Source organism: Rhodoferax koreense (assembly GCF_001955695.1).
Taxonomy (GTDB): domain Bacteria; phylum Pseudomonadota; class Gammaproteobacteria; order Burkholderiales; family Burkholderiaceae_C; genus Rhodoferax_B; species Rhodoferax_B koreensis.
Genome location: NZ_CP019236.1, coordinates 2187080 through 2199610, shown reverse-complemented (window position 1 = coordinate 2199610; position 12531 = coordinate 2187080). Strand labels below are relative to the sequence as shown.

The following is a 12531-nucleotide window of genomic DNA, read 5'->3' as shown; positions in this document are numbered from 1 at the left end:
TTTGTCAAGAACCCGGAACAGTTTGCCGCTGTTGCCGGGTTCACCTTTTTGCGGGTTTCAACCCGCTATGTGCCAAAGTGTCTTAGGGATAAATCTAGCGCCGCTGCGCGGCGCGGTCGCCAGCGCCCGCTTGCCGCTGCAGCCTGCGCTCTCTGCCGCAGAACGAAAGGGAATCGGGAGGGGGAGCGCCATCAGGCTATGGCCTGACGGAACGCCGGGCAGCGCCACGGCCCGCCAAGGTTGACCATGGGGTTGCACCCCATACCCCGCCCCCCGTGCCGCATCGCTATTCGCTTGCTGGGGGCCCCCTTGCTGCAACCAGGAAGAGCGCCAGGCCTGCATGGCGGTTTTCACCAAGACAACCCCAGCGCACGCTCGATGGACCGCTTGGTGGAACGCTCCACATAGTCGTCTGCTTCAGCCCGCTGAAAGGTGCGAAGTGGCACACGGCAATGCGCGGCACACTGAACCTGCGTCATACCCTGCGCGATACGAAGACGCTTAATCGTGCTCGAGCTGGTGGCGGTTTTCAAGTAAGGCCCCCTCGCGGCCTGCATGGCGGTTTTCATCGGAACGCGGCCACGACATCGGCCACCGTGGACCCGGTACGCCGCGGCGCCGTATCGGGCGCCCAACCGACCCAACCCTTAGGCGGGGGCGGCGGATGGTGTTCCTTGAGCGATGCGGGAATCTCGGCCAGCTTTTCCGGGCGGTTCGCGCCCACGATATCGAGACACATCGACGGTTCCTTGTCGACCGGCTCACCAGCGGTATCAATGCATTTACAGGCACCCCGCATGGAGACGCAACCAGCGAACTTCGCGGGAGCCGGTGCCGACGACGCTGGCGCGACCGGTGCGGGTGCCGCAGGTGTAGCGGAGGGGGTTACCAAGGGTTGAGCCTGCGCGGGGCGTGGCGGCGGTTCAGCGGGCTTTTTCGATGGCACGATGCCGTTACCGGACTTGACGCCGACGACGGTATCCCAGACACGCGGCACGGCCCAGACCGCCACGGGGATCATGAGCACGGGGAGCCACATCCACCACGGCTTTTTGAAGGCTTGCTTGGTGTGAATCTCGGCCGACTTGTACAGCGCAAAGGTCTTTTTCGGATAGGTCCAATTGACCATGACCGCGTGTTTCAGGCCCTGCAAGCCATCCTCGCAATGCGCCCACTCGTAAATCACGGCACGGTTCCAGCCGAAGACGCGGCGAATGTGCCGATGCTTGTTGACGAGACGCCGCACGCCGTTATCGAGGTTCTTTGGGTGCTGGGTGATCAGCCAAATATCGAGCCCAGCATGCCGGTGCGTGTTGAGGAACTTGGAATGCACCGGCTGACCAACCGACGGGCCACGCATCGGAAAAAGGTACTGCGCCTCATCGATGATGACCAGGGAGCCGTCGGGGATCTCACCGAAATCCATCGCGAGTGCACAGGTCGGCAGGCCCCGGCTGTCCACCGGTATCTCATCGCCCTTTTTACCAGTCAGCGGCCACGCGTCAATGACATTGTGTGGCAGGGTCAAGCCCTTGATGCCCCAGACGTAGACGGCGCGGGCCGTGGTGCCGTCCTTTTCCCATTGCTTGAACAGCGCAGCCAGTTCAGAGACGGCCAAGAGGGTCTTACCGCCGCCAGGGTTGCCGGTGAAAAGATCGATCATGTTTTGCCGGTGAAGAGCAGCTTGGTGGCATTGGCCGCTGACCACAACGTGATGCGCGCGATGTAAGCACCGCAGATCAGGCCAATGGACTCAGGCAGGCCCGCGAGACTGGCCATTTGCAGCATGGCGGTCGGCACAGCGGACCATGAGCTTTGCGCCTGCGCGATCAATTGATCCACGACCAGTTGAACACCGGTGAAGGTCACTGCGGTAAAGCCGAGCGCCGCGAGGCCCCGGAGGACCATCGGGGCGACAAGGCCCATCAAGAGTTGCGCGAGGGTTCCCATGTTCTACGCCTTCAAGCCGCCAACGAAGATGCCCGCCGCGACCAAGGCAGCGGCCAACAGCAACAACGGGCGGATGTAGGTGCTGGCGGCGTTGCACAGCGGTTCGAAGGGGATCACGTAGTGGGCGCTACGACCGAACAGCGTGTAGTCGATGGGCACGCCAGCGGGGCACGTGGCATTGCTCTGGAAGGCTACCGGTGTGAAGGTGACGGTCTTTTCCGCTTTTGGAAGTTGTTCAGCGTCTGGTGCATCGCCCAGCTTGGCGCAGGCAATGATTTCCGGATGCAGCACGCACAAGTCGGTTTCCTTGTCCTCGCTAGCGGGTTTATCCGTGTCCTTTGTCGTCGTTTCCGTATCAGTCGTCGTCGTGCTGCTGCCATCCGGGTTGGTCAGCTTTGTCGTGGTCGTGGTCGTGGCCGATGGCTGCACCTTGACGCCCTCATCGGTGTATGTGACCGGCCGCGTGGTGGTCGTTGTCTTGGTGACCTCTTCCGTGCGGGTAATGCCATCAGGACCGACGACCGTGCGCGTCGTGGTCTCCGTTTCCGTAATCGGCGGAATCGTCGCAGGGCCTGTCACCTTGGTGGACTCGACATCAGTCGGCCACGGCACGATGCCGTTCTTTTGCGCCTTCTCACGCGCATCAAGCTGTGCCTTGACCAATGAAGCGAGGTCAAAATCTGCGGACTCAAAGTCGGGCCTGACCTCATCCCAATTGGCCTCCCTTGTCTCCAAGGTCGTAGACGTTTCCCGCACCGCCGACATGTAGGCAATGAAGTTGGGATTGTCCTTCGCGACGAGGGAGATACCCGACTCTTCGCACTGGCGAAACTTATAGACGGACCCGTACAGCTGGACAGAAAGCTCGAAGCTCTGACGAGCAGCAGCGCAAGCAGTTCCGGCCTGAGCCTGATAGGGCGTGCCCTTGTTTGCCCACCACGTATAGCCGTCAATCGACAAGCTTTTCTTGAACGGGGCGGCGGGCTTGTGATAGCCCGTATTGGGATCAATGTTGGAGGACACCCCGGCCGCTTGCATCGCTTCCATGACGGCAGGCACCGCAAACAGCGCGAGCCCGAGCGGACCACCTGCGAGCGCACCAACAGCCTTACCGAACGCCTTCAACGCGCCGGCCTTACTCACCGTCGAAGCGAGCGTCACGGGCACCTTGCCACCAGCGAGAGCTACCTCCCCAACCTGCCCAACGGCGGCTGAGCCACTCGCCAACTTACCAACGCCCCATTTCTCGGCCATGGTCCAACCAGAAGTGCCGCCCAGGGCCGTAGGTGCACTGGTCACAACGGCCGTGCCGCCAGAGCCAAAGCCAACGGTGGCAGAGTTCTCGGTGACCTTGACCATGAATTTCTCGAAGCCGTCAGCAGTCTGGACGGCGGCGTGGGTCACCGAAACAAAAGCCAGACCGCAACACAGAGCGAGTAGACCAACAATATTTCTTGGCTTGAAATCATGACTCATAACGCCCCGTACGAAAGAAGTTGATGATCTGTTTTCCCGCCCAGATCGTGACCAGGAAACCAAGGCACATGCCCCACAGGACCAGATCGGCCTGGACGCGATCCGCATCGAGTTCAGGCGGGGAAATCGTGAGGCTGACGGTGCACGCGCTGGTGCAATTGATGGTGTTGCCTTCCGATGGCGTGGAGGTCGGCGCATCGCATTGCTTCGGATAGTTGTAGGTGTTCGACGCCTCACCGTCCACCACGGTGCACTGTTCGCCGTTGACGCTCCACGTGGCCTCGTTCGACCAGTACGCCTGCGTGACCTTTGCGCAGACTTCCGCAACGGTGTTGCCCTGAAATCCGCTATCCCCGTAGGGCGCTTGCCAGCTTGCGCAGGTAGCCATGTGTTTACTCCAATCGACTGACAGGAAGGGCCGGTATCACCAGGTCTGTGTCACTGGCCCCTCGCATCAGCGGACTGATCAGCGGCCGAACAGACCCTTGACCTTCATGAGGGCCCACTTGCCGACTTGGTAGGTGATCATGGCGGCGATGACACCACCGACCGCCGTGGTGGCAGCGGCAATGCCATCGGTCGCGGCCGTGGTATCGATGGTCGGGGCAGCGGCCATTGCCGAACCGGCAGCGGCCAAGATGGCGGCGGGAATGGCCGAGAACTTGAGAGCGACTTTGCGAGTGACGAACATGGTTTTTCCTTGGTTGGAGCCCTGCGAAATTGCAGGCCAGATCAGGCGGCGCATCCCTGCGATGACCTGATCCGGTCTGAAATCTCTAACCTTTCTTCAACTCCCTGACGAGCCAGACCGCGACCGCACCACCACCGAGGATGGCGGCCAGCATCAAGCCCGTGAGGTAGGCGTAATGCGCGGCCATGGCTTAGGCCTTTGCGGCAGGCGTGGACGGTGCGGGTGGCGCGGCGCGCACCACGTGGGGCACCAAGCCGGTTAGAACGGACTCGATGCGGCCGGACTGGAAATTGGTCTTCATGGCGAAGGAACCGGCGTAGAGGCCGGGCTGCACTTTCTCGCGCAATGCGGGCGGGATGTCGAGGACGCCGACCGTATCGATTTGGCCGTTTTCATCGATCAGCGCGGCCTGCGCGGTGTGGATCTCGTACGGGTTGCCGGTTTTCTTGGCGATGCCCTTTTTGACTTCATCGAGCTTGAAAATTTGGATCAGAGATTGCATGGTGGTTTCCTCATGGGACGCAGCAGGAGCACTGCCGTAGACCCTGCGCGCAAGGACTAAGGCAAGGTTCATATTCGGTTCCTCAAGGAAGACTTGCGCGGCCGACAACTCGCCGAGTTGCGCCAGAAACAGTTCGCGCATCTGACGACGAACACGCCGCGCATTGAGTTGGGCGAAATTCATTCAAGGGGCCTTCGGCTCAGGGAGGGGATAGGCCCCGGGCTGCATCCAAACAGATGGCAGCGACTGGACGCACACGGGCGCATCGAAGGTCGAGGCCTGCACCAGGGCGCCGAGGACGAACGATGCGAAGCAGGCGCCGAAGAAGGGGATGTAGCGCCTCATAGCCCCGCCCCGATCAGCCGAGCAGCAGCGGCGAGGACACGACGCTCATAGAAGCGCTGACGTTTCACCGTGCCGTTGCAACCCTCAACCAACTCCCATTTATCGGAGTGAAGGCGCCGAGCATCAGGGCTCATCGACAAATACACATCAGACGTAGGAACGATCAGGGTGGAGACCCCCCGGCCGGACTCTGCCGGTTGAGCCACCAACGCGGCGTTGTCGTTTGCGCCGGGGGAGACTCCGAAAAGGTCGGGGGTGTGCGTGTCGTCGGGATTTTTCACAGGTGGCTCCGTGAGGTTGATCGATAATTACCCGAGGTAGGGTTACATATCCCTATTTGGGGTTACAGCAATGTAACCTTTTTAAGGGATACACACAAGCGCAGGAGCACCGCATGTCATTGAAGTTAACTATCGAAAAGGCCGTGGAGGTAGTGGGGAGCCAAGCCGAGCTTGCACGGATGCTGGATGTGGCACCACAGCACATCAGCAACTACAAAACGGGGAAAAAGATATGCGGCCTGGAGAGACGAATCCAGATCGCCAAGATCGCAGGCGAAGACCCGCGCCGAGCCATCGTTGACTACCTAGCCGATCAGCTGGACGAGAGCGACGACTACAAAGCCGAAGTTAAACAGCAGGTGATTGCCATCTATGAAAGCTTCGACCCAAAAACCAAAAAACCCCTGCAAGCCGAAAGCTCACAGGGGGTATCTTGGCGGAAACGGAGGGATTCGAACCCTCGATGAGGCTCTACACCCCATACTCCCTTAGCAGGGGAGCACCTTCGGCCACTCGGTCACGTTTCCAATCCTCTGATTATCTCATGAAAATTCGCGGTTTCAGGCCGCGGTCTGGTCCAGATCGAAAGCTTTGTGCAGCGCGCGCACGGCGAGCTCCATGTACTTTTCGTCGAGCACGACCGAGGTCTTGATTTCGCTGGTGGAGATCATCTGGATGTTGATGCCCTCCTCGCTCAGGCAGCGGAACATCTTGCTGGCCACGCCCACATGGCTGCGCATGCCGATGCCGACGATGCTGACCTTGCAGATCTTGGCGTCGCCGGTGACTTCCTTGGCGCCGAGGCTGGGCAATACCTTTTCCTTCAGCAGGTCGATGGTGCGTGCATAGTCGTTGCGGTGCACGGTGAAGCTGAAGTCGGTGATGCCGTCCTTGCTGACGTTCTGGATGATCACGTCGACGTCGATGTTGGCGTCGGCCACGGCGCCGAGGATCTGGTAGGCGATGCCGGGTTTGTCGGGCACGCCGAGCACGGAGATTTTGGCTTCGTCGCGGTTGAACGCGATGCCGGAAACGATGGCTTGTTCCATATTTTCGTCTTCTTCAAAAGTGATCAAGGTGCCGGACTTGGCCTCGACGTCGACGTCGATGTCCCACGGCGTGAAGCTGGACAGCACGCGCAGCGGCACTTTGTATTTGCCCGCGAATTCGACCGAGCGGATTTGCAGGACCTTGGAGCCCATGGAGGCCATTTCGAGCATCTCTTCGAAGCTCACGGTCTGCAGGCGGCGCGCTTCGGGCACGACACGCGGGTCGGTGGTGTAGACGCCGTCCACGTCGGTGAAGATCAGGCATTCGTTGGCCTTGAGCGCGGCGGCCACGGCCACGGCCGAGGTGTCGCTGCCGCCGCGGCCGAGCGTGGTGACGTTGAGGTCTTCGTCCACACCCTGGAAGCCGGTGATGACCACGACCTTGCCGGCGGCCAGGTCGGCGCGCACCTTGTCGTCGGCGATGGACTCGATGCGGGCCTTGGTGTAGGCGTCGTCGGTCTTGATGGGCACCTGCCAGCCGGCGTAGCTCACCGACTCCATGCCTTCGGCCTGCAGCGCAATGGCCAGCAGCGCCGAGGAGGCCTGCTCACCGGTGGCGGCCAGCATGTCGAGCTCGCGGTTGTAGGCGGCGTCGGGCTTGCCCGGCGCCAATTCCTTGGCCAGGCCGAGCAGGCGGTTGGTTTCGCCGCTCATGGCGCTCGGCACCACCACCATCTGGTGGCCGGCGCGAGCCCATTTGGCGACGCGTTTGGCAACAAGGCGGATGCGCTCGGTCGAGCCCATCGACGTGCCGCCGTATTTATGAACGATCAATGCCATGAAGTGATGAAGGACGGTTGGAAACGAAACGCCTCGCCGGACAGATAGCTAGGGGCGAGGCCTGGACACGGCCCGAGGCTTTCGGGAAGACCGCTCGTGACGGCTTCAATCGGCGGGGGGCAAAGCCCCGGGATTGTACCAATCCAGCACAGGGCCCCGGCGCACCAGCCGCCCCGCGCCCACCTTGAGTTCGATGTGGTGACCACGCGTGGTGCAGGCCGCCACCTGGCGCAGCACCTCCTGCAGCTGCGCCGCGCTGGGCATGGTGGCGTGCGAGGCCTTGAGCCAGTGCCTCAGCAGGTTGGCCTGCCGCGCGCCGGACAAGGCCTGTAGCCGGCGGATCGCGGGCGGCGAGCCGACCTCGGCCAGGTCCTGCGCGGCCAGTTCGTCGAGCAGGGACTGCGCCTGCGCCGCATGGCCGATGCTGCGCGCGAAGGTTTCGCGGAACTGGGGGAAAGCCTGATCCAACGCGGGCAGCAGCCGGGCGCGGATCCGGTTGCGCGTGTAGCGTTCGTCGCTGTTGCTCGGATCGATGAGGTAGGCCACGCCACGCTCGGCGAGCCAGGCGCGGATGTCGGCCGCGTGCACGGCCAGCAGCGGGCGGTGGAATTGCAGCCCGTCGCGCTGCCAGGCGGCCGGCATCGCGCTCAGGCCCGGCAGGCCGGCGCCGCGTGTGAGGGCCAGCAGCAAGGTCTCGACCTGGTCGTCGGCATGGTGTGCAAGCGCTATTGACTTGATAGCAGGTTGCGCCGATCCATCCTGCGATACGGCCATGAAAGCTGCGTGACGTGCGATGCGCGCCGCATCCTCCGGGCTTTCCCCCGGTGCATGCCTGGCGTGCACGCGGCGTACGGTCAGCGGCACCTGCAGCGCGGCGCAGAAGGCCTCGCAGTGCCGCGCGAAATCGTCCGCGGCCGGCTGCAGGCCGTGGTGCACGTGCAGTGCCCTCACCTGCGCCGGCCAGCGCGCGGCCGAGGCCATCAGCAAGGCCGTGGAATCGGCACCGCCGCTGAAGCCGACGAGCAGCGGCAGCGCGGGCTCGAAGGCCTGGATCGCGGCATCGAATGCGCTGCGCATGAAGACCTACGCGTGTTGCCGCCGCTCGATGTGGTTGTCCACGTAGTAGCGCGCCTTCTCGACGTACATGGCGCGGTCGGCGCGGATCAGCGTGGCCTCGAGCTGGTCGCTCGCGTGGCAGGTGGCGGTGCCGATGGCCATGCTGAGCTTGTGGCTCGAATAGAACTGGTTGTTCATCTCGAGGATGGTGCCGATGCGCTCGATCACCGCCTGGGCCGCACGTTCGTCGGCGCCGGGCAGCAGCACGGCGAACTCGTCGCCGCCGATGCGGGCCGCCACCGACTGCGGGCTCACCACCTTGGCCAGCACCTCGCCCGCGCGGCGCAGCAAGGCGTCGCCGGCCACATGGCCATCCTCGTCGTTGACGCGCTTGAGCCCGTTGAGGTCGATGGCCAGCACGCTCACCGGCCACGGCCCCTTGCGCGACAGGCGGTTGAGTTCGTCCATGTAGAACGCGCGGTTGCGCAACTGCGTGAGCGAATCGTGCTTGCCCAGGTATTCGAGGTAGGCCTCGGCCTTCTTGCGCGCGGTGATGTCGACCAGCGAGACCAGCACCAGGTCCCAGTCTTCCATGTGGCCGGGCAGCACGGCGAACTGCATGTGGATGTTGATGGCCTCGCCCGAAAGGCCGTAGTTCACCACCTCGCGGAATTGCGTGGTCTTGCCCTGCCAGAGGTCGAGCAGCTGCTCGGCGAAGGAGTCGCGCATCTCGTCGCGGAAGATGTCGCCCAGCCGGGTCAGCAGGAGCTGCTTGGTGGAGGCGCCGAACATGGACAGCGTCTGCTGGTTCACGTCGATCACGCGGATCTCCTGCATGCAGCGCGTGATGAACTCGGGGTGCACGTTCATGAAGGTGCGGAAGTCCTGGATGCCGTTGGCGCGCACGCCGTCGATCAGCCGCTTCACCGCGCTGAAATCCTCCACCCACAGCGACACCGGCGAGTAGTCGAACAGGTTGCGGCCGTGCTGCTCGCTCTGCACCAGCTGGCGCGAGGTGCGCAGCTTCTCGGTCACGTCCTGCAGCGACAGCAGCACGCGGTCCCAGCTGGCTTCGTGGCCCTGCAGCACCGTGGCCTGGATCTCCACGTCGAGCCGGCGGCCGTCGAGCGCGTAGTTCACCGTCTTGCTGAAGAAGCCGAGTTGGCCGTCCCAGAGCTGCGACAGCTCCTGCACCATGTGGTCGAACATGTCGCCACGGAACACGTCGTCGAGCCGGGAGACGAGTTCCTCCTGGCTCGCGGCGGCGAAGATTTCCAGCGTGCGGCGGTTGACCTTGAGGATCTTCAGCGCGGCCGCGCACTGCGGGAACAACTCGGGATGCACGCTCAGGTGCGCGCGCAGGTCGGTGACACCTTCCGCACGCCAGGTGTCGAACAGTTGCTTGAGCGCACTGAAATCCTCGAGCCATAGCGAGACCGGCGCCATCTCGAACATGTGCTCGAAATCGGTCTCTGTTGACGAATGGGCCACGCGTGAAATCCTCCTGCGGGTATTGTGACTCCTGGCATCGTGCCGGACGAAAAAAAGCCAGGCCACTCGGTGGCCTGGCTTTCATGGAAAACGTCGGATCAGCGGGCTGGCTTCACCAGGCGCTTCTTGGCCGCGTCACGCGGCACGAAGACCTTGCCACCCAGGCCGGCCGGTGCGCCGGGCTTGCTGAAAGCAGGCTTGCCGGCAGGACGGCCGGCGCCGAAACCGCCACGGTCGTTACCGCGGTCATTGCGATCACCACGCTCGCCACGCGGCGCGAAGTCTTCACGCGGTGCGGAGAAGCCTTCGTTGAAGCCACGGCGCGGCGCGCCACGGTCTTCGCGTTGGCCAAAACCACCGCCGGCCGGTGCACCACCACCAAAGCCGCCGCCGAAGCCGCCGCCGTTGTTGTCGCGGTTGCCCTGGTAGCCGCCGGTGCGTGCCGGCGGACGGCTGTTGCGGTCGTTGAAACCGCTGGCGCCGCCGTAGCCGCCACCGCCTTCGCGGTTGCCGCCACCGAAACCGCCACGCGAACCGCCATCACCGCGGCCCGAAGGACCGAAGCTGCGGCCACGCGGCGCGCCATCACGGCCGCCGAAGCCGGCACGCGGAGGACGCGAATCGGGCTGGCGCTGCTGCGGCTCCATGCCCGGAATCACTTCCGCCTTGAACTGCTGGTGGCTGTAGCTTTCGATGTCGAAAATCTTGCGGCGATCGCGCATTTCGGCAAAGGTCACGGCGATGCCGTCGCGGCCGGCACGGCCGGTGCGGCCGATGCGGTGGGTGTAATCCTCGGCCTTCATCGGCAGGCCGAAGTTGAACACGTGGCTGATGCTCGGCACGTCGATGCCGCGGGCGGCGACGTCGGTGGCCACGAGGATCTGCACCTGGCCCTGGCGCAGCGCCATCAGGCGGCGGTTGCGCAGGCCCTGGCTCAGTGCACCGTGCAAGGCCACGGCGCTAAAGCCTTCCTGCTGCAGGTCGTTGGCCAGGCCGTCGCACTCGATCTGGGTGCTGGCGAACACGATGGCCTGGGCGATCGTGGTGTCGCGCAGCCAGTGGTCGAGCAGCTTGCGCTTGTGCTGGGCGTTGTCGGCCCAGAACAGGATCTGCTTGATGTTCGCGTGCTTTTCCTGCGGGCTGTCGATGGTCACGCGCTGGGGTTCGCGCATCACACGGGCAGCGAGTTGCTGGATGCGCGGCGCGAAGGTGGCGCTGAACATCATGGTCTGCTTGCGGCCGATGGTCATCTGGTTGATGTCGGCGAGGTCGTCCGAGAAGCCCAGGTCGAGCATGCGGTCGGCTTCGTCCACCACCAGGAACTGCACCTGGTCGAGCTTGATCTGCTGCGAGCGCTGCAGGTCGAGCAGGCGGCCGGGCGTGGCCACCACGAGGTTGGCGTTCTGCAGCTTGGCGATCTGCAACTGGTAAGGCATGCCGCCGACCACGTTGGCGATACGCAGGCCGCGGCAATGCTGCACCAGGCCGATGGCGTCATGCGCCACCTGCTGGGCGAGTTCGCGCGTCGGGCACAGGATCAGGGCGCCGGGCGTGGCGGCCTTGAAGTTGCGCGCGCTGGTCGGGTCCTTGCGCTTGGCGCGCTTCGGGGCGGGTTCGCCCTTGGCAGCGGCTTCGGCCACGGCGGCTTCGAATTCGGCGCGTTCGGCGGCTTCGGCTTCGGCCTGTTGCTTGAGCAGCGTGTGCAGCACGGGCAGCAGGAAGGCGGCGGTCTTGCCGCTGCCGGTCTGGCTGGAGACCATCAGGTCGACGAAACGGGCGGACTCGCTTTGCATGGCCATCGGAATGGTCTGCATCTGCACGGCGGTGGGCTGGGTGTAGCCGAGGTCGGCTACGGCCTGCACCAGTTCAGGGGCCAGGCCCAGGGTCACGAAGCCGTTCGGGACTTCGGGCTGTGCCACCACGGCTTCGGCATCGGACTGCAGGGTCTCGGTGACGAAGGTGTCGTTGCTGGAGGAGGAAAAGTCGGATGCAGGCACGAAATCGCCCGCGACGTCAAAGGAGTCGTTCATTTAATTTCAATCCACGGAAACGCCGCAGGAGCTGCAGCGAGGCCCGTCAAATGGTTAAAAAACATCAACCATCAAACGGAGCCGGTACCTTTGGAGGCCAGTGCGATCTTGTGGTGATCTCTGGCCGGTACTGGTTGACGCAACTTTGTGCGCCAGGTGCATGAAGGGAGATGTGCAAAGTGCACCGTGATTTCAGTGCAGCCTCGAATTATAAGCCGGATTCGGGTTTTTACCTAAAGCTTTCTGCAATCAGGACGGCGTGAGCCGCAAAAAATGTTCGCGGTAATGCGCGAGCTCCTCGATCGACTCGTGCACGTCGGCCAGCGCCGTGTGCTTCTGCTTCTTCTTGAACGCCGCCGCCACCTCGGGCCGCCAGCGCTTGGCGAGCTCCTTGAGCGTGCTCACGTCCAGGTTGCGGTAATGGCAGAAGGCCTCGAGCCTGGGCATGTATTTCACGAGGAAGCGCCGGTCCTGGCCGATGGTGTTGCCGCACATCGGCGACTTGCCTTTGGGTACGTATTGCTTGATGAAATCGATGAGCTGCTGCTCGGCCTCGGCCTCGGTGAGGGTGGAGGCCTTGACCTTGTCGATCAGCCCGCTGCGGCCATGCGTGCCCTTGTTCCACGCGTCCATCTTGTCGAGCTGGGCGTCGGACTGGTGGATCACCAGCACCGGGCCTTCGATGCGGGGCTCGAGGCTAGGGCCGGTGACGACCACGGCGATTTCGATGAGGCGTTCGTTGTCCGGATCGAGGCCGGTCATTTCGCAGTCGAGCCAGATCAGGTTCTGGTCGGATTTGGCAAGGTGTTTGGGTTCCGGCGTCAAGCCGGTGGTGCTCGGGGTGTTCGGTTCGGCCATGGGGGCGATTGTCGCCGATGGC

General features: G+C 63.4%; 13 protein-coding genes and 1 tRNA gene. 1 reads left to right on the top strand and 13 read right to left on the bottom strand.

Annotated elements, in window-relative coordinates; all coding sequences use genetic code 11:
- Positions 1 to 565: 565 nt before the first annotated feature.
- The 7 genes from RD110_RS10295 to RD110_RS27860 form a co-directional block, all read right to left on the bottom strand.
- Positions 566 to 1663, bottom strand: coding sequence for a zonular occludens toxin domain-containing protein (locus RD110_RS10295; protein ID WP_076199133.1), 1098 nt, complete (start codon positions 1661 to 1663; stop codon positions 566 to 568).
- Positions 1660 to 1950 (bottom strand): DUF2523 domain-containing protein, encoded by a 291-nt coding sequence (locus RD110_RS10290; RefSeq protein WP_076199131.1) that lies wholly within the window; start codon positions 1948 to 1950, stop codon positions 1660 to 1662. Before RD110_RS10290 ends, RD110_RS10295 begins: the two co-directional genes overlap by 4 nt.
- 3 nt (positions 1951 to 1953) lie before the next feature.
- Positions 1954 to 3426: a virulence factor TspB C-terminal domain-related protein gene (locus tag RD110_RS10285; protein WP_157900122.1), complete on the bottom strand. Its 1473-nt coding sequence runs from the start codon at positions 3424 to 3426 to the stop codon at positions 1954 to 1956.
- Complete coding sequence (locus RD110_RS10280) at positions 3416 to 3814, bottom strand: hypothetical protein (RefSeq protein WP_076199127.1); 399 nt, start codon at positions 3812 to 3814, stop codon at positions 3416 to 3418. Before RD110_RS10280 ends, RD110_RS10285 begins: the two co-directional genes overlap by 11 nt.
- Positions 3815 to 3892: 78 nt before the next feature.
- The gene (locus RD110_RS10275; RefSeq protein ID WP_076199125.1) at positions 3893 to 4171 is read right to left on the bottom strand and encodes a hypothetical protein; all 279 of its coding nucleotides are present in this window, start codon (positions 4169 to 4171) and stop codon (positions 3893 to 3895) included.
- 136 nt (positions 4172 to 4307) lie between these two features.
- Positions 4308 to 4802, bottom strand: a complete 495-nt coding sequence (locus tag RD110_RS10270; RefSeq protein WP_157900121.1) for a hypothetical protein — start codon at positions 4800 to 4802, stop codon at positions 4308 to 4310.
- A 158-nt stretch (positions 4803 to 4960) separates the two neighbouring features.
- The gene (locus RD110_RS27860) at positions 4961 to 5245 is read right to left on the bottom strand and encodes a hypothetical protein (protein ID WP_157900120.1); all 285 of its coding nucleotides are present in this window, start codon (positions 5243 to 5245) and stop codon (positions 4961 to 4963) included.
- A gap of 113 nt (positions 5246 to 5358) precedes the next feature.
- Between RD110_RS27860 and RD110_RS10265 the strand changes: the two genes are divergently transcribed.
- Complete coding sequence (locus RD110_RS10265; RefSeq protein ID WP_076199123.1) at positions 5359 to 5712, top strand: YdaS family helix-turn-helix protein; 354 nt, start codon at positions 5359 to 5361, stop codon at positions 5710 to 5712.
- Here RD110_RS10265 and RD110_RS10260 read toward each other — a convergent pair.
- From RD110_RS10260 to orn, 6 genes are all read right to left on the bottom strand, one after another.
- Positions 5680 to 5772: transfer RNA gene (locus RD110_RS10260), tRNA-Ser, on the bottom strand. The two genes, RD110_RS10265 and RD110_RS10260, sit on opposite strands and share 33 nt — an antisense overlap.
- Before the next feature lie 33 nt (positions 5773 to 5805).
- On the bottom strand, positions 5806 to 7074 hold the full coding sequence (locus RD110_RS10255; RefSeq protein ID WP_076199121.1) for an aspartate kinase: 1269 nt from the start codon (positions 7072 to 7074) through the stop codon (positions 5806 to 5808).
- A gap of 105 nt (positions 7075 to 7179) precedes the next feature.
- A complete protein-coding gene (gene tilS / locus RD110_RS10250) occupies positions 7180 to 8151 on the bottom strand; it encodes a tRNA lysidine(34) synthetase TilS (RefSeq protein ID WP_076199119.1) in 972 nt (323 codons plus the stop codon).
- Between the two features lie 6 nt (positions 8152 to 8157).
- On the bottom strand, positions 8158 to 9585 hold the full coding sequence (locus tag RD110_RS10245; protein ID WP_076199118.1) for a sensor domain-containing diguanylate cyclase: 1428 nt from the start codon (positions 9583 to 9585) through the stop codon (positions 8158 to 8160).
- Between the two features lie 134 nt (positions 9586 to 9719).
- Entirely contained in the window at positions 9720 to 11651 is a 1932-nt protein-coding gene (locus RD110_RS10240) for a DEAD/DEAH box helicase (RefSeq protein ID WP_076199116.1), read from the bottom strand.
- Positions 11652 to 11900: 249 nt separating this feature from the next.
- Positions 11901 to 12509, bottom strand: a complete 609-nt coding sequence (orn, locus tag RD110_RS10235; RefSeq protein ID WP_076199114.1) for an oligoribonuclease — start codon at positions 12507 to 12509, stop codon at positions 11901 to 11903.
- Between the last annotated feature and the right edge of the window lie 22 nt (positions 12510 to 12531).

What these genes read in the sequence shown, in the direction of transcription:
- RD110_RS10295 (WP_076199133.1), bottom strand. Translation starts at nt 1,663, where the DNA reads ATGATCGATCTTTTCACCGGCAACCCTGGCGGCGGTAAGACCCTCTTG.
- RD110_RS10290 (WP_076199131.1), bottom strand. Translation starts at nt 1,950, where the DNA reads ATGGGAACCCTCGCGCAACTCTTGATGGGCCTTGTCGCCCCGATGGTC.
- RD110_RS10285 (WP_157900122.1), bottom strand. Translation starts at nt 3,426, where the DNA reads ATGAGTCATGATTTCAAGCCAAGAAATATTGTTGGTCTACTCGCTCTG.
- RD110_RS10280 (WP_076199127.1), bottom strand. Translation starts at nt 3,814, where the DNA reads ATGGCTACCTGCGCAAGCTGGCAAGCGCCCTACGGGGATAGCGGATTT.
- RD110_RS10275 (WP_076199125.1), bottom strand. Translation starts at nt 4,171, where the DNA reads ATGCGCCGCCTGATCTGGCCTGCAATTTCGCAGGGCTCCAACCAAGGA.
- RD110_RS10270 (WP_157900121.1), bottom strand. Translation starts at nt 4,802, where the DNA reads ATGAATTTCGCCCAACTCAATGCGCGGCGTGTTCGTCGTCAGATGCGC.
- RD110_RS10265 (WP_076199123.1), top strand. Translation starts at nt 5,359, where the DNA reads ATGTCATTGAAGTTAACTATCGAAAAGGCCGTGGAGGTAGTGGGGAGC.
- RD110_RS10255 (WP_076199121.1), bottom strand. Translation starts at nt 7,074, where the DNA reads ATGGCATTGATCGTTCATAAATACGGCGGCACGTCGATGGGCTCGACC.
- tilS (WP_076199119.1), bottom strand. Translation starts at nt 8,151, where the DNA reads ATGCGCAGCGCATTCGATGCCGCGATCCAGGCCTTCGAGCCCGCGCTG.
- RD110_RS10245 (WP_076199118.1), bottom strand. Translation starts at nt 9,585, where the DNA reads ATGTTCGAGATGGCGCCGGTCTCGCTATGGCTCGAGGATTTCAGTGCG.
- RD110_RS10240 (WP_076199116.1), bottom strand. Translation starts at nt 11,651, where the DNA reads ATGAACGACTCCTTTGACGTCGCGGGCGATTTCGTGCCTGCATCCGAC.
- orn (WP_076199114.1), bottom strand. Translation starts at nt 12,509, where the DNA reads ATGGCCGAACCGAACACCCCGAGCACCACCGGCTTGACGCCGGAACCC.